Source organism: Hyphomonas sp., from assembly GCF_040882205.1.
Taxonomy (GTDB): domain Bacteria; phylum Pseudomonadota; class Alphaproteobacteria; order Caulobacterales; family Hyphomonadaceae; genus Hyphomonas.
Window position 1 is genome coordinate 1 of record NZ_JBBEBT010000217.1, and the last position, 20,322, is coordinate 20,322.

General features: G+C 64.9%; 24 protein-coding genes. 9 read left to right on the top strand and 15 right to left on the bottom strand.

Going from position 1 to position 20,322, the window contains the following annotated elements:
• Positions 1-50: 50 nt before the first annotated feature.
• From WEA77_RS09155 to WEA77_RS09175, 5 genes are all read right to left on the bottom strand, one after another.
• Positions 51-1,319 (bottom strand): dicarboxylate/amino acid:cation symporter, encoded by a 1,269-nt coding sequence (locus WEA77_RS09155; RefSeq protein WP_368067569.1) that lies wholly within the window; start codon positions 1,317-1,319, stop codon positions 51-53.
• Between the two features lie 115 nt (positions 1,320-1,434).
• Positions 1,435-2,538 (bottom strand): sensor histidine kinase, encoded by a 1,104-nt coding sequence (locus WEA77_RS09160; protein WP_368067570.1) that lies wholly within the window; start codon positions 2,536-2,538, stop codon positions 1,435-1,437.
• A 64-nt stretch (positions 2,539-2,602) separates the two neighbouring features.
• On the bottom strand, positions 2,603-2,761 hold the full coding sequence (locus WEA77_RS09165; protein ID WP_368067571.1) for a helix-turn-helix domain-containing protein: 159 nt from the start codon (positions 2,759-2,761) through the stop codon (positions 2,603-2,605).
• A 65-nt stretch (positions 2,762-2,826) separates the two neighbouring features.
• The gene (locus WEA77_RS09170) at positions 2,827-3,363 is read right to left on the bottom strand and encodes an AraC family transcriptional regulator ligand-binding domain-containing protein (protein WP_368067572.1); all 537 of its coding nucleotides are present in this window, start codon (positions 3,361-3,363) and stop codon (positions 2,827-2,829) included.
• Between the two features lie 39 nt (positions 3,364-3,402).
• On the bottom strand, positions 3,403-3,690 hold the full coding sequence (locus WEA77_RS09175; protein WP_368067573.1) for a hypothetical protein: 288 nt from the start codon (positions 3,688-3,690) through the stop codon (positions 3,403-3,405).
• 79 nt (positions 3,691-3,769) lie between these two features.
• Here WEA77_RS09175 and WEA77_RS09180 point away from each other — a divergent pair, with 79 nt between their 5' ends.
• Positions 3,770-4,021 (top strand): hypothetical protein, encoded by a 252-nt coding sequence (locus WEA77_RS09180; RefSeq protein ID WP_368067574.1) that lies wholly within the window; start codon positions 3,770-3,772, stop codon positions 4,019-4,021.
• Positions 4,021-4,596 carry a DUF2306 domain-containing protein gene (locus tag WEA77_RS09185; protein ID WP_368067576.1) on the top strand — a complete coding sequence of 192 codons (576 nt, stop codon included), beginning with the start codon at positions 4,021-4,023 and terminating at the stop codon, positions 4,594-4,596. Before WEA77_RS09180 ends, WEA77_RS09185 begins: the two co-directional genes overlap by 1 nt.
• Before the next feature lie 4 nt (positions 4,597-4,600).
• Here WEA77_RS09185 and WEA77_RS09190 read toward each other — a convergent pair whose 3' ends face one another.
• The gene (locus tag WEA77_RS09190) at positions 4,601-6,742 is read right to left on the bottom strand and encodes a lytic transglycosylase domain-containing protein (RefSeq protein ID WP_368067577.1); all 2,142 of its coding nucleotides are present in this window, start codon (positions 6,740-6,742) and stop codon (positions 4,601-4,603) included.
• 110 nt (positions 6,743-6,852) lie between these two features.
• Here WEA77_RS09190 and dapA point away from each other — a divergent pair, with 110 nt between their 5' ends.
• Both dapA and smpB read left to right on the top strand, forming a co-directional pair.
• Positions 6,853-7,734 (top strand): 4-hydroxy-tetrahydrodipicolinate synthase, encoded by an 882-nt coding sequence (gene dapA / locus WEA77_RS09195; RefSeq protein WP_368067578.1) that lies wholly within the window; start codon positions 6,853-6,855, stop codon positions 7,732-7,734.
• Positions 7,735-7,786: 52 nt separating this feature from the next.
• A complete protein-coding gene (gene smpB, locus WEA77_RS09200) occupies positions 7,787-8,227 on the top strand; it encodes an SsrA-binding protein SmpB (RefSeq protein WP_368067593.1) in 441 nt (146 codons plus the stop codon).
• On the opposite strand, the gene WEA77_RS09205 is transcribed toward smpB, so the two are convergent.
• The 4 genes from WEA77_RS09205 to WEA77_RS09220 form a co-directional block, all read right to left on the bottom strand.
• Positions 8,228-9,208: a phosphotransferase family protein gene (locus WEA77_RS09205; protein ID WP_368067594.1), complete on the bottom strand. Its 981-nt coding sequence runs from the start codon at positions 9,206-9,208 to the stop codon at positions 8,228-8,230.
• A gap of 92 nt (positions 9,209-9,300) precedes the next feature.
• Positions 9,301-9,963: a uracil-DNA glycosylase gene (locus tag WEA77_RS09210; RefSeq protein ID WP_368067579.1), complete on the bottom strand. Its 663-nt coding sequence runs from the start codon at positions 9,961-9,963 to the stop codon at positions 9,301-9,303.
• On the bottom strand, positions 9,953-11,866 hold the full coding sequence (locus WEA77_RS09215; protein WP_368067580.1) for a gamma-glutamyltransferase family protein: 1,914 nt from the start codon (positions 11,864-11,866) through the stop codon (positions 9,953-9,955). The genes WEA77_RS09210 and WEA77_RS09215 overlap by 11 nt, the downstream gene beginning before the upstream one ends.
• Positions 11,867-11,868: 2 nt before the next feature.
• Entirely contained in the window at positions 11,869-12,291 is a 423-nt protein-coding gene (locus WEA77_RS09220) for a TIGR02301 family protein (RefSeq protein ID WP_368067581.1), read from the bottom strand.
• A gap of 60 nt (positions 12,292-12,351) precedes the next feature.
• Here WEA77_RS09220 and WEA77_RS09225 point away from each other — a divergent pair, with 60 nt between their 5' ends.
• The 3 genes from WEA77_RS09225 (at position 12,352) to WEA77_RS09235 (ending at position 15,561) form a co-directional block, all read left to right on the top strand.
• Positions 12,352-13,266, top strand: a complete 915-nt coding sequence (locus tag WEA77_RS09225; protein ID WP_368067583.1) for an NAD(P)-dependent oxidoreductase — start codon at positions 12,352-12,354, stop codon at positions 13,264-13,266.
• A 19-nt stretch (positions 13,267-13,285) separates the two neighbouring features.
• Complete coding sequence (locus WEA77_RS09230) at positions 13,286-14,485, top strand: PQQ-dependent sugar dehydrogenase (protein ID WP_368067584.1); 1,200 nt, start codon at positions 13,286-13,288, stop codon at positions 14,483-14,485.
• A gap of 68 nt (positions 14,486-14,553) precedes the next feature.
• Complete coding sequence (locus tag WEA77_RS09235) at positions 14,554-15,561, top strand: magnesium transporter CorA family protein (protein WP_368067585.1); 1,008 nt, start codon at positions 14,554-14,556, stop codon at positions 15,559-15,561.
• Between the two features lie 3 nt (positions 15,562-15,564).
• Here the strand turns inward: WEA77_RS09235 and WEA77_RS09240 are convergent, their stop codons facing one another.
• Together WEA77_RS09240 and WEA77_RS09245 are read right to left on the bottom strand one after the other, a co-directional pair.
• A complete protein-coding gene (locus WEA77_RS09240; protein ID WP_368067586.1) occupies positions 15,565-16,488 on the bottom strand; it encodes an alpha/beta fold hydrolase in 924 nt (307 codons plus the stop codon).
• Positions 16,489-16,548: 60 nt separating this feature from the next.
• Positions 16,549-17,532: an NAD(P)H-dependent flavin oxidoreductase gene (locus WEA77_RS09245; RefSeq protein WP_368067587.1), complete on the bottom strand. Its 984-nt coding sequence runs from the start codon at positions 17,530-17,532 to the stop codon at positions 16,549-16,551.
• 208 nt (positions 17,533-17,740) lie between these two features.
• Here WEA77_RS09245 and WEA77_RS09250 point away from each other — a divergent pair, with 208 nt between their 5' ends.
• Together WEA77_RS09250 and WEA77_RS09255 are read left to right on the top strand one after the other, a co-directional pair.
• Complete coding sequence (locus WEA77_RS09250; protein ID WP_368067588.1) at positions 17,741-17,977, top strand: hypothetical protein; 237 nt, start codon at positions 17,741-17,743, stop codon at positions 17,975-17,977.
• Positions 17,978-18,139: 162 nt separating this feature from the next.
• Positions 18,140-18,391, top strand: a complete 252-nt coding sequence (locus WEA77_RS09255) for a hypothetical protein (protein ID WP_368067589.1) — start codon at positions 18,140-18,142, stop codon at positions 18,389-18,391.
• Positions 18,392-18,481: 90 nt separating this feature from the next.
• On the opposite strand, the gene WEA77_RS09260 is transcribed toward WEA77_RS09255, so the two are convergent.
• From WEA77_RS09260 to WEA77_RS09270, 3 genes are all read right to left on the bottom strand, one after another.
• Positions 18,482-19,267, bottom strand: coding sequence for an SDR family NAD(P)-dependent oxidoreductase (locus WEA77_RS09260; protein ID WP_368067590.1), 786 nt, complete (start codon positions 19,265-19,267; stop codon positions 18,482-18,484).
• A 76-nt stretch (positions 19,268-19,343) separates the two neighbouring features.
• Positions 19,344-19,766: an NUDIX hydrolase gene (locus tag WEA77_RS09265; protein WP_368067591.1), complete on the bottom strand. Its 423-nt coding sequence runs from the start codon at positions 19,764-19,766 to the stop codon at positions 19,344-19,346.
• On the bottom strand, positions 19,763-20,322 hold a 560-nt coding region (locus tag WEA77_RS09270), incomplete at its 5' end, for a class I SAM-dependent RNA methyltransferase (RefSeq protein WP_368067592.1). The genes WEA77_RS09265 and WEA77_RS09270, both read right to left, overlap by 4 nt.

Here is a 20,322-nt window from a genome sequence, read left to right on the forward strand (position 1 = left end):
GGGGGGGGGGGGGGGCAAGGGTTTTCTGGGTCAGGCGGTCTCAGGCGGTCTCAGGCAGTCTCAGGCGCGATCACCCGCACACCCTTGTCTCCTCGGTTGAGGAGGGTGGTGACCATCAGGTCGGCGGTGACGTTGCCGACGGTGCGAAAGATGTCGGGGATGACTTCGACGGCGAGGAGGAGCGGCAGGAGTTCGATCGGCGCGCCGATGGCGAGGCAGATTGGCGCGACCGAAACGAAGAAGCTGACCTGGCCGGGTAGGCCGACCGAGGAAATCGAGACGGCGAAGGCGACAAAGCCAGCGGCAACGAACTGGGCGAGGGTCGGCTCAATGCCGGAGACATGGCAGATGAAGAGAACAACCGCGAGATTGGCGACCGGGCTCGTCAGGCGGAAGACGGCGACGGCGAGTGGCAGGACGAGGCCGGCGACATGTTCGGGCACGTCCAGATTCTTGCGGGCGCATTCGACCATCACGGGCAGCGTAGCGATAGAGGACTGGGTAGAGAAGGCGACGACCTGCGCCGGGGCGATGGCGCGGGCGAACCGGACCGGCGAGACGCGGCCGAAGATCGCCGCGAGGGGATAGCAGGCGAGGATGACGGTAACGCAGCCCGCCGAAACCAGCAGGATATAATGCAGCAGGGCGCCCGTGGCGCCGAGGCCACTGCGCAGGCCGAGGGTGAGCGACAGGGCGAAGACGCCCAGCGGGGCGGCGAGCAGCACCCATTTGACGATAACGATCATCGTGTCGGCGACGGCGTCGAAGAATTGCACGAGCAGGATGCGCTGATGCTCCGGCAGGCGGGTGACGGCGAAGGCGAAAAAGAGTGCGAAGATGACGAGCGGCAGGATCGCATTGCCGGCAGCGGCAGCGACGGGGTTGGACGGGGCGAGGGATTTCAGCCAGGCGCCGAACTCGATGGATTGTGGCGGCGGGGCGTCCGCCCCGGTGGCGCCGGCGACGAGCACGCGGGCGCTTTCCGGACTGACCGGCCAGGCGGCGAGCGCGGCTTCATAGCCGAGGACGGTGAGGACGATGGCGCCGGCGAGCAGCAGCGCGAACCAGGCGAGCGCGCGGGCGGTGAGCCGGCCAGCGGAGAGTGCATCCGATACGGCGGCGACGCCGACGACGAGCAGCGCAAAGACGAGCGGGATTACGGTCATCTGCAAAAAGCCGAGCCAGAGCGAGCCGATGGCTTCGGTGACGGAGACGAGCCCGGCCGGGACAGCGGGGTTGCCGCCAAGGGCGGCGCCAAGCGCGAGTCCAAGGGTGAGCGCGATCAGTACCCGCGCTGACAGCGATTTCAGTATGTTCACCCGGGTGCTCCCTCAGCCTGCCATGTTCTGAGCATCGGGAGGCGCCCGGCGCAAGGGTCTAACAGTTGCCTCAGGTGGGGAAACAGTGGGTATTACCGTGTCTGTGCCGCCGCGTTCAGCTCTGGAGTTCGGCGCCGAACGGAATTCTGGCGACAAGCTCAAATCCGTTTGCGCCCCCTTTTTGCACAAGTACGCCGCCAAACTGCTCGACCGATGTTCTCATGATGCGCGCGCCAATGCCTTGGTGGATCTTGCCCGGGTCTGCCAGGTGTTCGGGGACATTGTTCGAGCAGGTGAGTGTCAGCTCGCCGTTGCCGAAGGCCAGATCGTAGTTGATGCCGGATCCTGAGGTCTGAAGGGAGCCGTGTTTGACAGTGTTCGCAGCGAACTCGTTGGCGACAAGTCCAATCGTGTTGGCTATTTTCGGCGGCACGGACAGGCTCGGCGCGCTGGACGTCACCGTCAGATTGCCCTGCAACGAGTTGCTGAGGTGGCCCGTCAAGGAAGACATGTAATTGTTAAGATCAAGACGTTCATCCGTCTCGGATGTGTAGATCGCCTGGTGCACTGCGGCAACGGCGTCGAGTTGGCGCTGAATGGCATCAAATGCCGCATCGGCGTCGCCGGTCTTTCTGGCTTCGGCCTTGTAGAGGCGCACGGCGCCTGAAACGGTGGCGAGGCTGTTCTTTACCCGGTGGTCCATCTCGTCGCGCAATATAATCTGTGTACGGAGTGATCTTCTCAGGTCCAGTTCGCGCATCACCCTTCGGGCCAGCACCTTCAAGGCCAGTATCTGGCCTTCGTCGAGTGTGTTTGGTTTGTTGTCGAGCACGCAGAGCGTGCCGATCGGCAATCCGTTGTCCGCCTTGAGCAGGGCGCCGGGATAGAAGCGCAACCCGTTATTCGGGGCGCACAGCTCGTTGTCTGCCGTGCGGGGATCGGTGTGCGTATCCTCGATCATGGTGAAATCCTGATCGAGGATGACATGCGAGCAGATCGAGGTTTCCAGCGGGGTTTCCCGTGCGCCGAGCCCGACTTCGGCCTTGAACCATTGCCGGTCAGCGTCGATCAGGTTGACGACCGCGATCGGTGTGCGGCAGATTTTCGAGGCCAGCAGGACGATATCGTCGAAGTCCGCCTCGCGGGGGGTATCGAGGATGCCATAGGCCCGCAGGGTGGCCAGTCGCTCGGCTTGTCTGGGATGATAAGCAGCTTTCATTGTACTTTTTACCGTGCAGCCGGGGGAAATGACAGTGCGGGCTCTGCGCTTTGCAGAGGCATGCTCAAGCCGGAATGTCGCCGGACGCCCAGCCGGCTTTCATCTCACGGCGACTTTTGCCGGTCCAGCGCTTGAAGGCGCGGGACAAGGCGGCGAGGTCCGAGAAGCCGACGCGGTAGGCGGTCTCGTTCACGCTGACCTGTGTGCCGGACAGATAATGCATGCAATATCCCGGCGCCGCGTGTCGAGCAGTTGCACGAACATGACCCCTTCGGCCTTGAGGTTACGCTAGAGGGTCTGGCGGCTGACGCCCAACTTTGCGGCGATCCGCTCGGCACTGACCGCGCCGGTGTGGAGGATGGGGAGGATCATCGCTTCGATCCGCCCGCGCAGGGTTTTCGAGTTTTCGAGTTCCTGCAGCAGCGCGCTGCCGCGCTCGGTCAGCACGCCGAAAACACAGCGGCTTTCGGGCTGGATCTGCACCTGCGTCCAGCCGGGGTTGATGCGGATGGCGTTGCGGTCGCCGGCGAATGTGACCGGCACTTTCCAGAGCGCTTCGTTGCGCGCGCGGTGGAGCGGCGCGGGGTGCGTGACGTGCGCTTCGAGGGAAAATATGTGCTGCGGAAAATCGCGCATGACGCCCACGATGAAGTGCGACCAGGTGGACTCCGTCATCTCGGGGAAGTCGTTCGGATCAGGTCGCAGGTCCTCCATCCAGAGGCCGCCGGCGCACTCCGCGAGCCGGAAGCGCGGCCCGTCGCCGAGGCCTTCTATTTCGACAACGAGACAGCCGAAGCGGTTCAGTTGGGCGAGGGCTTCCATCATATTGGCGCTGGCATGGCTGATCAGGCCGACGACGGAGAACTAGCGGAAGTCGCTCGCGGCGCCGAATTCCAGCGCGAGGGCGCTGTTGCCGGTTGCTTCCTTTCCGGCGTGCATCAGGGCGGCGGAGCGGGAGACAGCGATTGGGTCGTCCTGATCGGCAATGTCCCCGGCGCGCAGGCCGCTGGGCCAGAGGAGATTTGCCTCGTCCGTGCCCTGACTGACGGTGAAGTCGAGCAGGGATTTTGCAAAGCCTGGCGACAGCGTGGGCTCGGCCATCTGCGCCGCCCCGGTGTTACGCCGGATCATGTTTTTCGCGCGCAGTGTCATGGCCTCATATCGTTTCCGGGCGATAGCATATCGCCAATCGTCCATGACCGCTTTCGTCGGTGCAGGCTAGGAAACCCGAATGACTGATACACTTCCTGCGCGGCCCACTGGCCGCGGCACGTTTCCCGATGCGGCGCTCAATGCGGCAGCGACGCTCTGGTTCTGGGTGACGCTGGCGGGGCAGTGGATGTTTCTCTATTTCGTCGCCGCGTTCTGCGGGCTGTCGACCGTGTCCGGGAACTTTGCGGACTGGAACCGGAACCCGTTTCTTCCGCATGGCTGTATCGCAAGGGACACGATGGGCAACCTTGCGTTTGCCGGACAATGCTGATGGCGATGGTCGTGGTGCTGGGGGGCACGCTGCAACTGGCGGCGCAGGTGCGCAGGCGGGCGGCGTGGCTGCACCGATGGAACGGGCGGATATTCCTGACGATGGAAATGCTGGTTGCTGTGACCGGGCTCGTGATGGACGTGGCGCGGGAGATCGCGCTCGAGGGCCTCTCCTCGAACTTCGCGATCAGCTTCAACGGGGTGCTCGTCCATGTGCTCGTCCATGTGCCCGGTACACTCACCTGGCGCACGGCGGCGGTGCGAAACTATGCCAGACACCGGTGCTGGGCGCTGCGCACGTTCGCGGTGGGGCCCGGCGTGTTCTTCCTGCGGATGAGGGTATTCGGTTACACCATCCTGGCGCAGGAGGCGCCGTCCGAGGCCAGGTTGGCGGCGCTCGGCTTTCTCTCCTATCTGGCGCCGCTCGCCTTGAGGGAGCTTTACATCCGCGCGAAGGAACGGCCCGCGCCCGCCCGGCTCGCCATGGCCGGCGTTGTGCTTGGCGCAGCGGCCTGCACGGCGGTTGGCTTTGTGGGCTACAGCCTGATCTTCGTTCAGCAGGCCTTGAACGCGTAAGGCGTCAGCGCCGGCCGCGTTTCAGGTCTTCGGTCAGGCGGATGTCTTCAGGCTCGCCGGTGAGGCGGTAGCGGTAGACCTGGATGTTTTCGAGGACGCGCTGGATGTAGTTGCGGGTTTCCGAGAAGGGCACGAATTCCACCCAGTCGATCGGGTCGATCTGACCGGTGCGGGGATCGCCGTAATCGCGCATCCACTGGCTGGGGCGCGAGGGGCCGGCATTATACGCGGCGGCGGTCATGATATAGCTGCCGTTGAACTGGTTCAGCAGCGTGTCGAGGTGCAGGCCGCCGAGGGTCATGTTGTAGCCGGGGTCCGAGGTCAGCCAGGATTGCTCGTAGGGCATGCCGCGCAGGCGCGCTTCGTTGCGGGCGGTGGCGGGCATGAACTGCATCAGGCCGCGGGCGCCGACAGGGCTCTGGGCGTTGGGGTTGAACTCGCTCTCCTGGCGCGTGATTGCGAGGACGAAGGCGCGCTCGACCTGCGGCTTGCGGCTGATGCCGGGGCTGAGCACCGGATAGGCGGCGCCGGGGGCGACGACGCCGCGCTGCAGGCCGGCCTTGCCGATCCGCACGCCGACATCCGGCGAGGTGTACTTAGCCGACAGCGCCGACAGCATCTCGTAGTCGACCGGCTGGTCGAGCTGGTCGTCGAGGAAGAAGGCGAAGTGACGGAAGCTCTCCGTCTCGCCGGCTTCGCCTAGCAGATGCATGGCCTGCACGACCGGCATGGCGTTGAAGCGGGCGAGGTCCTCCGCAGACGGGAGGGGCGCCGCGCCGAGGCTGACCTTCTTGTCGCCGATGCGTTCGGAGGCGAGCTGGCCATAGTAGGTAAACTTGTGGGTGGACGCGGCGCCGTAGGCGGCCAGGGCAGGCTCGGTCTGGCCGAGCGCGTCGCGGGCGCGTCCGGTCCAGTAATAGCCGCGCGCGAGGCTGACCGGGCTGGAGACGCCGGCGGTCATCGATTCGAAATGGCCGAGGCTGCGTGTGGCGTCGCCGTTGAGGCGCAGCGCGATCCAGCCGGCGAGCCATTCGGCATCGGCAAAGTCTGCGCCGGCATTCATGCCGTGCGGGGCGGCGAGCTGGTAAGCGCGCGAATAGTTGCGCAGCTTCAGCTCCTCGCGCGCGGCGATGGCGCGCTCGTCCCAGAGCTTGCCGCGACCGGCGGCGGGCACGTCCTTGCCATCAATCTGGCGCAGCAGTTCGGTGACGCCTTCGACTTTCTTCTGGCGGCGCCATTTGGCGCGCTCGTAAAGGAGGCCCGGATGGGCCTGAAGGTGGTCCGGAACGGCGGTGATCGCCGCGTCGACATTGCGGGCCTTCTTCGCCACTGCGATGCGGGCATCTGCCAGCTTGCGGTGATCGGCGGAGAGATGGGGTTTGAGCGTTTCGGCGGCGCTGGTCTGGCCGGTCCAGAGCAGGAAATCGACGCGGGCGCGGTGGTCGTCCTGGCTGAGCGACTGGCCATAACGCGCGAGCACGATGCGCTGCAGATCGCTGTCGAGCGTGTTGCTGCGCCAGACGTCCTTGATGACCCCGTCGGCGCGGGCGCGGTTGCTGCTATCGCGCAGGGCATTGGCGAGGGCAACCTTGCCGGCACCGGTGACCGGACCGGACTGGTCGAGCCAGGCGACCCGGGCGGCGGCATCGAGTGCGGACAGCTCGATGATCTCCTCGGCGCGCTGCCGCATCTTGGTGGTCTGCGGCCAGCCGTCGAGCATCTTCAGGGCGAGGTCGAGCTCGTCGAAGGTCATGCCGGGCACGCCTTCGCTGGCGCGCTTCCACATAATCAGGTTTTTCAGCACCGGGTCCGGGGCGCTGTATTGCAGGTCGGAAAGCTCGCTCCACTGGCGGCGCTCGGCGGCGCTGAGGGCGCGGGCGAGGTAGAGCACACTGGCGGACTTCTGGGTGAGCGCGGGGGTCAGCAGGGGCCCCGAAACGGGACCCGGCTGCGGGGCGGCTGCGTTAAGGTTTGCCGAGGGGCCGGCGGGGGTCGCCGTGTTAAAACTCAGCACCGGGGCGGGGGTGACGGGAACAAGGTTCTTGCCCGGCTTGAGGCTCGGGGTTTCGGGAGCGATGGCGCCGGCGCTGGCGGCCATGAGGGCTGCCAGCGACACAAAAAATACGAGCTTCCGGGCAAGGGTCATGATGGCTATGTTTATTTCTGTCTCAAAGCGTGACAATCCAGCCTTGGCAGCCTAGCACGCTTATCCCACGAATTCCTGAAACGAATCCCTGAAAAACAGGCAATAATAAGATGTTTTCCGGCTCCATTCCCGCGCTCGTCACACCTTTCCGGAATGGTAATGTGGACAAGGACGCCTTTGCGGCGCTCGTCGAGCGCCAGATTGACGCTGGTTCCGCGGCTCTGGTGCCCGTAGGCACGACGGGGGAGACCTCTACGCTGTCGACCGAGGAGCACAAGTCGGTCGTGTCTCTTTGTGTTGAAGTGGCTGCCGGCCGGGTGCCGGTGATTGCAGGTGCGGGTTCGAACGCGACGGATGAGGCGATTGATTTGGTGCGCCATGCGAAGGCTGTGGGCGCCGATGCGGCGCTGGTCGTCTGCCCCTACTACAACAAGCCGAATCAGGCGGGCCTGTTCGCGCACTTCAAGGCGATCAATGATGCCGTGGCCCTGCCGGTGTTCCTCTACAATGTGCCTGGGCGCACGGTGGTTGACCTGATGGCGCAGACCGTGGCGGCGCTGGCGGCGCTACCGAACGTGATCGGCATCAAGGATGCGAGCGACGAGATGGAGCGCGTGGCGCTGCACAACCATCTGATCGGGCCGAATAAGCAGTTCATCCAGCTGTCGGGCGAGGATTCGAGCGCGCTGGGGCACCGCATGATGGGCGGGGCAGGCTGTATCTCGGTGACCGCGAACGTGCTGCCGGAAGCCTGCGCGGCAATGCATGCCGCCTTCGATGACGGCGACCTCGAGACGGCGCGCGCGATCAACCAGCGCCTCGTGCTGTTGCACCGTGCGATGTTCTCATCGCCCTCGCCGGGGCCGGCGAAATATGCGCTCTCGCGGATGGGTCTGTGTGCGGACGAGGTGCGCCTTCCGATCACGCCGCCAGACGCTGAGGCCCGCGCGCAGATCGACGCGGCGCTGCGCCTTGCCGGCGTGAATATCTGAGACGATGGCCACCAAGCCGAAAACCCCTGCCGTCAAAGGCCGCACTGACGGGATGGTCGCCGAGAACCGGCGCTCCCGGCGCGAATACTCCGTGGAGGATACTCTGGAGGCCGGCGTGATGCTGGTCGGCTCGGAAGTGAAATCCCTGCGCGACGGCAAGGCGAACATCGCCGAGGCCTATGCGTCAGTGGAGCAAGGCGAGCTGTGGCTGATCAATGCCGAGATCCAGACCTATGCGGGCGCCAACCGCTTCAACCATGAGCCGAGGCGCAAACGGAAACTGCTGGTGTCGAAGCGCCAGCTTTCGAAACTGTCGCAGGAAGTGGAAAGGGCCGGGCGCACGATCGTGCCGCTGAAGCTCTACTTCAACGACAAGGGGCGCGCAAAACTGCTTATTGGCGTCGCCACGGGCCGCAAGGCGCATGACAAGCGCGAGAACGAAGCCAAGCGGGATTGGGCGCGCGACAAGGCGCGGATCATGAAGGGCGGCTGATCAGCTGATCCAGCGATTGGCGCGTTCGAGCAGGCCGATGGTGCTGGCGTGGAGCTGGTCGCCGGTGGCCTTCGGGGCCTTGCCGGCCGAGGCGCGGGCATGGGTGCCCTCGAGGATGATGCCGAGCTTGTAGCAGGCGAGTACGCCGTACCAGTGGATGTGCGAGAGGTCGCGCGTGGTCTGCTTGGCATAGTGCGCGACGAGTTCGTCCGCAGACGGAAAGCCTTCCCAGGGCGTCACGGTGACGGCGCTGCCTTCGCCCTCGGGCCAGGTGGCGAGCAGCCAGCCTAGATCGAGAAGCGGATCGCCGATGGTGGTGAGTTCCCAGTCGACGATCGCGGCGAGGCGCGGGGCGTCGAAGCGGTACATGACATTGGCGAGGTGGTAGTCGCCGTGAAGGATGCCGGGCTGGAAGGTCCGAGGACGGTGTTCTACCAGCCAGCGGCTGACACCGGCGATATCCGGCAGGTCCTTGAGGCCGTCCCATTCCGGGAACTCGGCATAAGATTCCAGCTGCGCCTTCCAGCGGCTTACCTGGCGTTCGAGATAATTGTCAGGTTTGCCGAGGCCGGTGAGGCCGACGGCGACATAGTCAAGTGCGCCGAGGGCTGCGATGCCGTCAACGAGGGAGAGACCCATCTCGTGGCGCAGCTGCGGCGAGGAGGCGAAGGGTTCGGGCAGGCCGGTGGAGGGATTGAAGCCGTCGATGGGTTCCATCAGGTAGAAGGCGGCGCCGAGGACAGCCTCGCCCGGGCAGGCAGCGATCAGCTCCGGGTGCGGAACATTCGTGCCTTTCAGGGCGGCGAGCATGCGTGCCTCACGGCGCATGGTTTCGTTGGAATTAGCCCGGAGCACCGGCGGCGGGCGGCGCAGCACATAGCTGCGCCCGGCGCGGGAGAATTTCAGGAGGATGTTCTGCGTGCCGCCGGCGAGGCGCTGGACATTTTCCAGCGGCCCGGCGCCGAGACCTTGCGCGTCCATCCAGGCCGCGAGGGCTGCGAGATCAACAGAGGTGTCCAAGTCCCGGTTCCGATCTTGTGGTCATTTCCGCGAGATTGGCGGAGGCGGGCGCCTTAGCCAAGGGCTTCCTTGGCGGCAGCGAAGATATCTTCGAACATCGCGGCGGTCAGGCGTCCGGTGTTCGTGTTGTAGCGCGAGCAATGGTAGGAGGAGAGGAGCTTGACGGGCCGTCCGTTCACGGACACTTCGTAGCGTGCGCCATGGCCGAAGGGGTGGGGCCCGGGCTTCAGGCCGAGCGCGCGCAGCGTCGAGTCATGGCTGATCTTGCCAAGGCAGACGATGACTTTCAGCTTCGGCAACGCGGCGAGGCGCGCCTGCAGGAAAGGGCGGCAGGTGTTGACCTCCTCGCCCACGGGCTTGTTTTCCGGCGGCACACAGCGCACCGCATTGGTGATCATCGCGCCGGTGAGTTTCAGGCCGTCACCGGGGTCTGCGGCGTAGGTGCCTCTGGAGAAGCCGAACTTGTCGAGCGTGGCGTAAAGCAGGTCGCCCGCCCAGTCGCCCGTGAAGGGTCGGCCGGTGCGGTTGGCTCCGGTCACGCCTGGCGCGAGGCCGACGATGACGAGCTCGGCAGTGTCATGCCCGAAGCTCGCCACCGCGCCGTTGAACCAGCCCGGCTCCTTCGCGCGCACGGCCGCGCGATAGGCGACAAGGCGCGGGCAAAGGGGGCAGTCCCGGGGGGCTTCTGGCGGCGCCGTCAGGGCTTTAGTACCCATCCGCGCTGCCGTCTTTGCGCATTTCGGTGGCGGCGATCCAGGCGCCGCTCTGGAAATCGCGCATGATGGCCTGGTAGCCGCCATAGTTGGCTTCGCAGCAGGCAACGGTGTAGCCGCGCGCCTGCAGTTCGGCGGCGGCGCCGGCGAGGCCGCGCTCCAGCATCACTTTTCCAGTGCCCATGTTGCAGTCGTCGCCGAGCGCATTGGTCGGCTCGCAGCCGCCGTCATGCTCCCAGCGCGCGGCATCGCCGGCTTCCTGCAGGCCCATGCCGAAATCGACGAGGTTGGTGATGATCTGCACATGGCCCTGCGGCTGCAACGCGCCGCCCATCAGGCCGAAGCTGAGCCAGGGCTGGTAGGGGCAGGCGAGTTCCGGCGCGGTGGCACGGACCTGACAGCCGGGTAGGTCCTTCTTGAATGCAAAAGCTGGAATGATTGTGTGGAAAGGGCGTTTGCCGGGGGCGAAGACGTTCGGATGGTTCGGGTCGAGGCTGAAGAGTTCGCCCCGGTCCTGGAACATGAAACCGAGGCCATCTGGCACGAGGCCCGAGCCCATGCCGCGATAGTTGGACTGTATGAGGGAGACCATCATGCCGTCCTTGTCGGTGACGGTAAGGTAGGTCGTGTCGCCGTCACGCAGGGCGGCGTCAGTGATTTCCGTACCCGGAGCAACGGAAAGCGCTGCCTGCTTTACGTCAATCGCCTCGGCGCGTTTCGCGTTGTAGCCGGGGGCGACCAAGATAGAAGGGTCGATGCCGGAGAAGGCCGGATCCGAATAGCCGAGCGCGCGGTCAGCGAAGGCAAGGCGCTTGGCTTCGACCATAGCAGTGAGCGCGTCAGGCGAGCCGAAGCCCATCAATTTCAGGTCGAAGCGTTCGAGCATTTCCAGCATCTGCAAGGCGGCGACGCCTTGCGTGCTCGGACCAAGTTCGCAGACCTTCACTTCGCCGCGATATTCGACACAGATCGGCTCGACCCACTCACCTGCGTGGGTTCTGAAGTCGTCATAGTCTAACAAACTGCCGCTGCGACCCAGATAGCCGGCCATGTTCCTTGCCATGACGCCCTTGTAGAATTCATTGCGGCCCTCCTTGCCGATTGCCTCCAGCGTGTTGGCAAGGTCCGGATTGCGGAACAGGGAGCCGGCGACAGGGGCGGGGCTGAAATAGAGCTTCTTCGCGTTATCGTATTCTTCCAGTTCGCCGCGCTCGAAGGCGGGACCAAACCGGCCCTCGCCGCGCGACCAGTACCAGGCGATCATTTCCGGGATCGGGGCACCTTCGCGGGCATAGCGCACGGCGGGGGCCAGATTGTCCGCCATCGGACGTTTGCCGAACTTGCCGTGCAGTGCGAACCAGCCGTCCACCGTACCCGGCACGGTGACCGTGATGGTGCCATACGAGGGCAGAGCCTTGCCGTCCTTGAACTGGTCGGCTTTGGCTTGCGCATCGGCGAGGCTGGCGTCCATTGCCGAGCGGCCGGAGCCGTTATAGCCGTAGAGCGTTTCGGTTTTCGGATCCCAGACGATGGCGAAGAGGTCGCCGCCGATTCCGTTGCCGGTGGGTTCGACCAGGCCGAGCATGGCGTTGGCGGCAATTGCGGCGTCGACCGCTGTACCGCCCGCCTTCAGCACATCCAGCGCTGTCTGCGTGGCAAGCGGGTGGGCGGTGGCGGCGGCGCCATTTGGGGCGACGACGGGCGAGCGTGTGGCAATCGGGCGCCCGCTTTCCGGGCGCTGGCCCATCTTCGGATAAGTGTCGTTGTCCAGCACCGGGCCGGGTATCGGCGCAGCTTCCCGGTCCAGCGGTATGGCGATAGCCGGCATTTCGGGCGCCGGCGCTTCAAGCAGCGTGCAGGCGGTCAGCATCAGGGCGCCAAGGCCGCCCGCGAGTGTGGTGCGCATCATCATTCAAATCCCCTGCCGCTGCGTTCCCGTTTCGGAAAATAATGTGTGGCCATGCGTGTCGCGATTTCCTTGCCGCGATCTGCGAAGCGCGCTTCGGCGGCCACCGCCTGGGTGTCGCAGGTGCGGTAATCGTCGCTGGTGTCGGAGAAGGCTTCATTGAACGAACCGACTAGCGAGGACCGCAGATTGCCCGCGTCAGGCGCTTCATAGGCCAGCATGTCGGCCATGTAGCGGCGCCAGTACTGGTCGTCCCGGCCATTGCAGCGCACCCGGATGGCGTGCGCCGAGCCGAGCAGGCCGGCCAGATCGGCGGCATCGCGGAAATAATCGGGGCCGCGCGGCGGCAAACCCGACTGCGCGGCGCTTGTGCCACTGCCCAAGGCAAGGCTAAGCACGAGGGCATGAAAACATGTCTTCTTCATGCGCGGACATTCGCGCGCCTTCGCCCGCGGCTCAAGGGGCTGGAAGCCGCTGTTCGCTTTGTGACAATCGATGATGCCGGAAAAGCGCATGACGGCTGGAGCAGCGAGGCGCTGGAGGCTTTACCGCCGATTGACGTTGCTTTCGGCAATGCAGACGGGTTCTACTCCCCCGCCGTGCGCGAATTCATGACCGGGATCCTGAAAAGCCCGGCGCTGGACTGGTTCCAGTCCGCTGCCGCCGGGATCGAGAATCCGGCGCTCGTGATGATCGGCCAGAAGGCGCGGCACTATACGACGAATCATACCCAGGCCGAGGCGATGGCCGAATGGGCGCTTTGGCAGGCGCTGGACTTTCTGCGCGACGGACGGGGACACCGGGCCTTGCAGGCCGAGGGCAAATGGCAGCGGACGAAGGCGCGGGAAATCCGGGGCTCACGCTGGCTGGTGGTGGGTTACGGGTCAATCGGGCAAGCGGTGGGCCGCCGGGTCACGGCGCTCGGCGGCGAGGTGACTGGCCTGCGCCGGTCGCCGGGCCCGGCCGAGGGCGCCGCGCGGGTTCAGTCGCCGGACACGCTGATGGCGCAGCTGCCGCGCGCCGATGTCGTGCTGCTCTGCCCGCCGCATACGCCTGAGACGGAAAACATGGCGGACGCCGCCTTCTTTGCCGCGATGATGCCGGACGCGCTGTTCCTGAACCTCGGGCGCGGCGCGCTGGTTGACGAGGGCGCGCTGATGGCGGCGCTGGATGCGGGCCGGCCGGCCTTTGCGGCGCTGGACGTGACACGCACCGAGCCGCTGCCCGCCGACAGCCCGCTCTGGCGCCACCCAAAGATCGCCATAACGCCGCATGACAGTTCTGAAACACCGGGCACTGTGGCAGGTGCCGATGAGACTTTCCTCGCCAATCTTGCGCTCTATCTGGGCGGCAAACCGATGAAACATCTTGTGGAACCCGCAGCCTTCCTCGCGGGTTGAGCACCAAAGGAGCTACGTCATGTCCCATGTCAAACTGTTCGCCGCCGCCGCGGCTGCGTCCGCAATCGCCTTTGCGCTGGCCGCCTGTGCCAGCGAACCACCTGCCGGCGTTGCGCCTGAGGCCCCTGAGGCCCCCGAAGCCGATGGCGGCTTGCGCATCACCGGCACTGACGGCACCGTGCTTCGCGCCACAGAGCTTGCGACCTTCGAAAATCCCTGGGCGATGACGTTTCTGCCCGACGGGCGTGCCCTGGTGACCGAGAAGGGCGGCGCAATCTGGCTTGTGAACGCAGATGGCAGGAAGGCCGGAACACTGACCGGTGGGCCGGACGTGGACGCGCGCGGCCAGGGTGGCCTGGGCGACATCATCCTGCATCCGGACTTTTCGACGACCGGGCAGGTCTACATTTCGTACGTCGAGCGTGACGCTGACAATAACCAGCTTTCCGGCGCAGCCGTAGTTCTGGCGCAGGTAACGTTGACCGCAACCGGTGGGACCGTCAGTGAACAGAGCGTCATCTGGCGGCAGTTCGACAAGGTGACCGGTGATGGCCATTTTGGCCACCGTCTGGCCGTCTCACCGGATCGCCATCTTTTCATCACTTCGGGCGAGCGTCAGAAGTTCACGCCCGCGCAGGATATGGGGTCGACCCTTGGCAAGATCGTGCGCCTCAACCTCGATGGTAGTGTGCCGGAGGACAACCCGTTTGCCTCGCAGGGTGGGCCAGGGGCGGAAATCTGGACGCTCGGCCACCGAAACCCGCTGGGCATCGCCTTTGCGGCGGACGGCAAGCTGTGGGTGCACGAGATGGGACCGGCGCACGGCGACGAACTGAACCTGATCGTCCGTGGACAGAATTATGGCTATCCGGAAGTGTCGAATGGAAGCCATTATGACGGAGGCGACATTCCCGATCACCCGACGCGGCCCGAATTTGCCGCCCCCGCCGCCTACTGGGTGCCCGCGATCAGCCCGGCAGGTCTGGACATTTATGAGGGCGGGCTCTTCACGGACTGGACGGGCAACGCCCTTATCGGGGGATTGTCCGCGCAAGCTTTGGTGCGCGTGACGATCAATGCTGACGGCACGGCCGCCGAGGCGGAGCGCTTTCAGTGGGGCAAACGGGTCCGTGAGATCGAGGAAGGCCCTGACGGGGCGCTTTACGTCCTGGAGGACAAGGGCGGCGCCCGGCTGCTTCGGCTGACGCCCGCAAGGTAAGCGGGTCGTTGCAAGCCACCGCGACTTGCCGCAGATACGCGCGGTAGACCCGTCGCAGGTGGCCGCGCATGATCCGTACCTATGCTAACGCGTCCGGCCGCTTCGTGCTGGCCGGGGGTGATCTTGCCGCGCTGGACGAGGCGGTCTGGGTAGACTTGCTGTGCCCGGCGAAGGACGAAGAGATAGCGGTGGAGCGGGCCTTCGGCATCGATGTGCCGACGCTGGAGGAAATGACCGAGATCGAGATCTCGAGCCGCCTCTATACCGAAGGGAATGCGCACTTCATGACCGCGATGATGCTGTCGCACACCGACGGCGACAATGTGCTGCTCTCACCGGTTTCCTTCGTGCTGACCAGCGAGCACCTGATCACGGTACGCTACGAAGAACCGCGTGCAATCGATACATTCGTGACGCGCTGCCAGAAAGCGGGCACCTTCACCGCCGAGAGCCTGATGGCGGGTCTGTTGGAAGGCCTGACCGAATGGGCCGGCGATGTGCTGGAGCGCACGGGGCACGAACTGGACGGCGTTTCCCGCGAGATATTCGCCATTCCGCCGCCCGTGCCGAAGCAGGCGCCGGTTGCCGCCCTGCTGGCGCCCAAGCTGAAACCCAAGCCGCGCGATTTCCAGTCCGTACTCGAACAGATCGGCCGCAAGGGCGACCTGTTGTCAAAGCTCTACGAGAGCCTTGTCTCGATGCAGCGTCTGCTGACCTTTGCTACCGCCGCCGCGCAGGCGCGTAAACAGGACAAGGACGCCGCCGCCCGGTTCAAGTCCCTCGGCCGCGACGTGCACGCGCTGATAGACCATGCGAGCTTCCTGACGCAGAAGATCAATTTTTTGCTCGATGCCACGCTCGGCATGATCAACATCCAGCAGACCGGCATCATCAAAATCTTCTCGGTCGCCGCCGTGGTCTTCCTGCCGCCGACGCTGATCGCCTCGATCTACGGGATGAACTTTGATGTCCTGCCTGAGCTTGCCTGGCCTTACGGTTATCCGTTTGCGCTGTGCCTGATGATCCTCTCGGCCATTGTGCCTTATCAGTTCTTCAAATGGCGTGGCTGGCTCTGAGCCCTATTGCCCGAGGAATTCGCGCAGCGGCGCGAGCGACTGCGCCGGGTCTTCTTCCATCGGCACATGCCCGAGATCCTTGAACGCGATGAGACGGCTGTCCTGGAGCAGCTTCGTGTAGTCGGCAGAATTGCTGAACGGGATCAGGCGGTCCTTGCGGCCCCACATCAGCAACACCGGCGCCTTGATCAGCGGCAGGCGCGTTGCGGGATCGGTCAGAACAGTCTGTTGCATGCGCGCCAGCAGCGCGGCCCGACCGCCCGGCGCAAGCATCAGGTCGTGGTACCGTTTGATGGTAGCCTCGTTCAGCCGCTTCGGGTCGCCGTAACTGGCGGCGAGGTTTGGCCGGATGGCTGACTTCGGCAGCGTGAACCGCATCGCCTTCATTACGGCGGGCACATCGGCCCTCTCGCCATAGGCAAAGCCGGGACTGGCGAAGCCGTCCGGCGAGATCAGGACGAGTTTTTCGATCCGCTCCGGATGGTCGGCGGCCATGTTCCAGGCGATCCGGCCGCCAATGGAATTGCCGGCAATTGTTGCCTTTCCGATACCCAGCTGATCCATCAGTACAAGGATCAGGGCGGCGGAGCGTGCGTCAGTGTAGCTGCCGGTCGGGTCGGGCGGCGAGAGACCGGAGCCCGGCAGGTCCATACGCACGACGCGGTAGTCCGCTTTCAGCGCCTCGGCCCAGGGCTCGAATGTGTGCAGGCTGGACCCGAAGCCATGCAGCAGGATGATCGCCGGTGCCTCGCGCGGTCCGTCATCGCGCACGTGCAATTGTGTGCCGGCCACCGTCAGCATGTCGCCCGCCTGCCGGAGATACATCTTCTCCAGCGCGGCGCGCGGCTTGTCCGGCGTATACAGCCAGCATCCACCGAGGAGTACGGCGGCCATTGTAACGCCCAGCAGGATCGTTCCCAATTTCAATGCTGCCTCATGTCGACCCTGAACACGAACATAGGCCGTGGTCAGGGCCGGGCGAGTGTATCAGGCCTTCACGCCGACCCGCAGCCCCGCCATCCGCGCGATCGAGGCTTCGGCGTCGCGCATGATGTCGGCGACGATGTCTGCCACCGGCTTCACCTCGCGCACGCCGCCGGCGGACTGGCCCATGGCGAAGCAGGAGGAGTCCGGGTTCAGTTTGGCCTCGTCGGTGATGCCGCCTATGCCGCCGATCACGCCGGTCTGGGTCGAGTGGATCGCCTGGAAGGGGAAAGGCTTGATGTCCTGCGGGCGCTGCTCCCAGTCGTTGATATAGTCGTTGCTGCGGCAGCGCATCGGCTTACCGGAATAGCAGCGGGTGCGGGTCGTGTCGGTGTCGCCGGCCTCGACCACGGCGTTCTTGTACATGTTGGCGGCGTGCGCCTCGGCGGAGGAAATGAAGCGGGTGCCCACCCAGACGCCCTCGGCGCCGAGGGCCAGAGCGGCGGCGAGGCCGCGCCCGTCATAGATGCCGCCGGCGGCGATCACCGGGATCTTCACGGCTTCGACGGCCTGGGCGACCAGCGGCATCGTGCCGACGAGGCCGGTATGCCCGCCGCCTTCGCCGCCCTGCAGGATGACGGCGTCGCAGCCGGCTTCCTCCGCCTTGATGGCATGCTTCACGGCGCCGCCGACGACCATTACCTTGACGCCGGCCGCCTTGAGCCGCGCCATGATCGGCAGCGGCACCCCGAGACCTGCCACGAACGAATCAGCGCCGCCCTTGATGATCACGTCGACCGATTCCTCGAGGCTTTCGGGGCTGGCGGCCAGCAGGTCGACGCCAAACGGCTTGTCGGTCAGCTCGCGCACTTTCTTCATCTGGCCGGCAATGAACGCGGGCGAAGTGCCAGCCATCCCCAGGACGCCGTACCCGCCCGCATTGCACATGGCGGCGCAGACTTCCGCGTAGGAAACGCCGCCCATGCCGGCGAGCATTATCGGGTGTTGGACTTTCAGCAGGTCAGTCAGCCGGGTTTTCAGCGCCATGGGGTCTCTCCGTTTGGTCCGCGTTGTGTGCCCAATCGTTAGGCTGCCGCCGCCGCGTCAACGCAAGAGTCTTTGGCGAAAAGCAGTGCTGGCCCGATTTGGAACAGAATTGCCGCGCAATTGCCGCAATCTGGCCCCGATCAATGTTCAAGAGCGCGGTGCCCGGGGAGAAACCCGCCGGGCAGGTGTCATAAGAAGGAAAATCCACATGACCAAAGTGTTTGCTGGCGCCGCTGCTGCAATCCTTTTCGCTGGTGTCGCGTTCGCAGGTGAACCGGCCCCCGCAACCGAAATCGTGGAAGCTGAAGCCGCTGTTGAAGCGGTCGCAGCCGAAGGCGATGGTGAAGCCGAAGCCGTTGAAGCAGAAGTCGCAGTCGAGGCAGAAGTTGCCGTCGCTGAAGAAGCTGCCGAAGAAGGCGTTGCCGAAGAAGCCGCTCCCGAGTAATCGGAAACTGGCTTGAAGCTGCCCTCTTCCATAGGCGGGAGGGGGTTTTCTTCAACCTAACCGCGACGATCATGCAGAGCTGAAGAATTAACTTTCAGTAATGTTCAACAGGTGCTAGAGCACCGGTCGTTCGCAAGAACACTCAACAGGGGTACTACAATTATGAAAATGCTCGTCCTTGCCGCTGCTGCCGCTTCCGCCCTCGTCCTCGCCGCTTGCGGCGCGACCGAAGAGGCTGCTCCGGCTGCTGAAGAAGTAACCGTTGAAGAAGTGGCTGTCGAAGCTGCTGAAGCAACCGAAACGGTTGTCGAAGAGACCACCGAAGTCGTGACCGAAACCGTTGACGGCGTTGTCGAAGAAGTCACCACGACCGAAACGACCACCGAAACGACGACCGAAACCGCTCCTGAGTAATATCAGAGCGATCGGTTAGCCGGTCTAAAAGATAAGGCCGCTTCCTTCGGGAAGCGGCCTTTTTCTTTGCCCGGAAGGCCGGCGCGCGAATCAGAACTTCGCGTAGCCGCCATCGATGACCAGCGTGTCCCCGGAATGATACTTCGAAGCGTCCGACGCGAGGTAGACGGCGATCCCGCCGAAGTCTGCCGGTTCACCCCAGCGGCGAATCGGGACGCGCGTGATGACCTTGGTGGCGAACGCGTCATTGCCCTGTGCGCCTTCGGTCATGTCGGTGGCGATCCAGCCCGGCAGGACGGAATTGCCGCGGATGCCATACCGGCCATACTCCACCGCAATGGCGTTCATCATGGCAATCAGGCCGCCCTTGGTATGGGCATAGGCCTGGTTACGGCCGGCGCCTTCGATGCCGGCGAGCGAGGCCGTGCCGACCAGGCTGCCACCCAGATCGCCGGCCCTGGCGCGCGCCACCATGGATTTTGCCGCCTCGCGCAGCGTGAAGAAGGCGCCTTCGGAGTTGATGGACTGGTTATACCGCCAGGTGTCGAGGGTCATCGTCTCGAAGCTCGCCGAGCCTCGCCCGACGCCGGCATTCGCGATGCAGCAGTCGATGCGCTTGAACTCTTCCTCTGCCTCTTTCATCGCTTTCACGACCTGGCCTTCATCGGCGACATCCACTACCCAGGCTTTAACCTTGCCGGTGCCGAGGCCCGAGGCTTTCTTCACGGCGGCGTCATTGTCCGCCGTCTTGCGGCCCCAGATCACGACATCGGCGTTGGACGCAGCCAGCGCCTCCACCATGCCGAGTCCGATGCCCTTGTTACCACCGGTAACGACGCAGACCTTGCCGCTGAGATCGAAGGGTTTGTAGGTCATGTCGAAAGTTCCTCCCTGATAATGTTCTGATGTCGTGACCGTCTACACAGAGCTTCCCTTGCGGAGGGTCAAGAGCCTACCCTTGAGCCAACTTGCGCGCCGCCGCGATCACCCGGCGCGTCTCGTCCCATAGCGGCAGCTCTGCCAGACGCGCGGGGGATATCCACTCGGCATGGTCCGCGTCGTCGCCGGCCTCCGGTTCGCCCGAAATCCACACCGCTGCATAATCGAACAGCACATAGTGGCGCGCCACGGCGCCGGTGGTGCGCGATGTGAAGATCGCGTCGACCACATCGATAAGGCCGACGAGGCGCGCCACGATGCCGGTTTCCTCAATCAGTTCGCGCAAGGCCGCCGCTTCCGCCCGCTCGCCAAACTCAATCCGCCCGCCGGGCAGCGACCAGTCGCCCGCCAATGGCTTCGTGCCACGGCGGATCAGCAGCACGTCCTCGCCCTTGAAGCAGACCGTGCCGACGGCGGGTTGCGGCTTGTCGCTCATGGCCGCCGCTCCAGCAGCGCCACCGCCTCGACATGCGCCGACCAGAGGAACTGATCGATGGGGTGTATACGGACGATACTGTACCCGCCATCCACAAGCGTGCGCAGGTCGCGCGCCAGCGTGGCAGGGTCGCACGAGACATAGGCGATTTTCGGCACACGGGATTTCGTCAGCTCGGCCACCTGCGCAGCAGCGCCGGCACGCGGTGGGTCGAGCACAACGCCGCCCAGCCGCGACAGCTCCGCGGCGCCATAGGGATTCCGGAAGAGGTCGCGCACCTCAGCCCTGACGGGCTTCAGTCCATGCGCGGCCCGCAGCGACTCTTTCAGCGCATCGACTGCCGCCGCATTTCCCTCCGCCGCCAGCACGCTGGCCTCGGCCGCGAGGCGCAGCGCGAATGTTCCGCACCCGGAGAACAGGTCCGCGACGTTGCCGGCGAACTTGAGGTGCTCGCGCACGATGCGCTCCATCTCGGACTCGGCCTGGGCGCTGGCCTGCAGGAAACTTCCAGGCGGTGGCAGGAGGCTCGCCCCGCCCGCCGGCAGGCGCGGCCCCC

What these genes read in the sequence shown, in the direction of transcription:
- WEA77_RS09160 (WP_368067570.1), bottom strand. Translation starts at nt 2,538, where the DNA reads ATGAAAGCTGCTTATCATCCCAGACAAGCCGAGCGACTGGCCACCCTG.
- WEA77_RS09205 (WP_368067594.1), bottom strand. Translation starts at nt 9,208, where the DNA reads ATGGACGCGCAAGGTCTCGGCGCCGGGCCGCTGGAAAATGTCCAGCGC.
- WEA77_RS09180 (WP_368067574.1), top strand. Translation starts at nt 3,770, where the DNA reads ATGACTGATACACTTCCTGCGCGGCCCACTGGCCGCGGCACGTTTCCC.
- WEA77_RS09165 (WP_368067571.1), bottom strand. Translation starts at nt 2,761, where the DNA reads ATGCATTATCTGTCCGGCACACAGGTCAGCGTGAACGAGACCGCCTAC.
- WEA77_RS09260 (WP_368067590.1), bottom strand. Translation starts at nt 19,267, where the DNA reads ATGACCTACAAACCCTTCGATCTCAGCGGCAAGGTCTGCGTCGTTACC.
- WEA77_RS09235 (WP_368067585.1), top strand. Translation starts at nt 14,554, where the DNA reads ATGATCCGTACCTATGCTAACGCGTCCGGCCGCTTCGTGCTGGCCGGG.
- WEA77_RS09245 (WP_368067587.1), bottom strand. Translation starts at nt 17,532, where the DNA reads ATGGCGCTGAAAACCCGGCTGACTGACCTGCTGAAAGTCCAACACCCG.
- WEA77_RS09255 (WP_368067589.1), top strand. Translation starts at nt 18,140, where the DNA reads ATGAAAATGCTCGTCCTTGCCGCTGCTGCCGCTTCCGCCCTCGTCCTC.
- WEA77_RS09170 (WP_368067572.1), bottom strand. Translation starts at nt 3,363, where the DNA reads ATGATGGAAGCCCTCGCCCAACTGAACCGCTTCGGCTGTCTCGTTGTC.
- WEA77_RS09210 (WP_368067579.1), bottom strand. Translation starts at nt 9,963, where the DNA reads ATGGGTACTAAAGCCCTGACGGCGCCGCCAGAAGCCCCCCGGGACTGC.
- WEA77_RS09175 (WP_368067573.1), bottom strand. Translation starts at nt 3,690, where the DNA reads ATGACACTGCGCGCGAAAAACATGATCCGGCGTAACACCGGGGCGGCG.
- WEA77_RS09215 (WP_368067580.1), bottom strand. Translation starts at nt 11,866, where the DNA reads ATGCGCACCACACTCGCGGGCGGCCTTGGCGCCCTGATGCTGACCGCC.
- smpB (WP_368067593.1), top strand. Translation starts at nt 7,787, where the DNA reads ATGGTCGCCGAGAACCGGCGCTCCCGGCGCGAATACTCCGTGGAGGAT.
- WEA77_RS09220 (WP_368067581.1), bottom strand. Translation starts at nt 12,291, where the DNA reads ATGAAGAAGACATGTTTTCATGCCCTCGTGCTTAGCCTTGCCTTGGGC.
- WEA77_RS09265 (WP_368067591.1), bottom strand. Translation starts at nt 19,766, where the DNA reads ATGAGCGACAAGCCGCAACCCGCCGTCGGCACGGTCTGCTTCAAGGGC.
- WEA77_RS09230 (WP_368067584.1), top strand. Translation starts at nt 13,286, where the DNA reads ATGTCCCATGTCAAACTGTTCGCCGCCGCCGCGGCTGCGTCCGCAATC.
- dapA (WP_368067578.1), top strand. Translation starts at nt 6,853, where the DNA reads ATGTTTTCCGGCTCCATTCCCGCGCTCGTCACACCTTTCCGGAATGGT.
- WEA77_RS09185 (WP_368067576.1), top strand. Translation starts at nt 4,021, where the DNA reads ATGGCGATGGTCGTGGTGCTGGGGGGCACGCTGCAACTGGCGGCGCAG.
- WEA77_RS09190 (WP_368067577.1), bottom strand. Translation starts at nt 6,742, where the DNA reads ATGACCCTTGCCCGGAAGCTCGTATTTTTTGTGTCGCTGGCAGCCCTC.
- WEA77_RS09250 (WP_368067588.1), top strand. Translation starts at nt 17,741, where the DNA reads ATGACCAAAGTGTTTGCTGGCGCCGCTGCTGCAATCCTTTTCGCTGGT.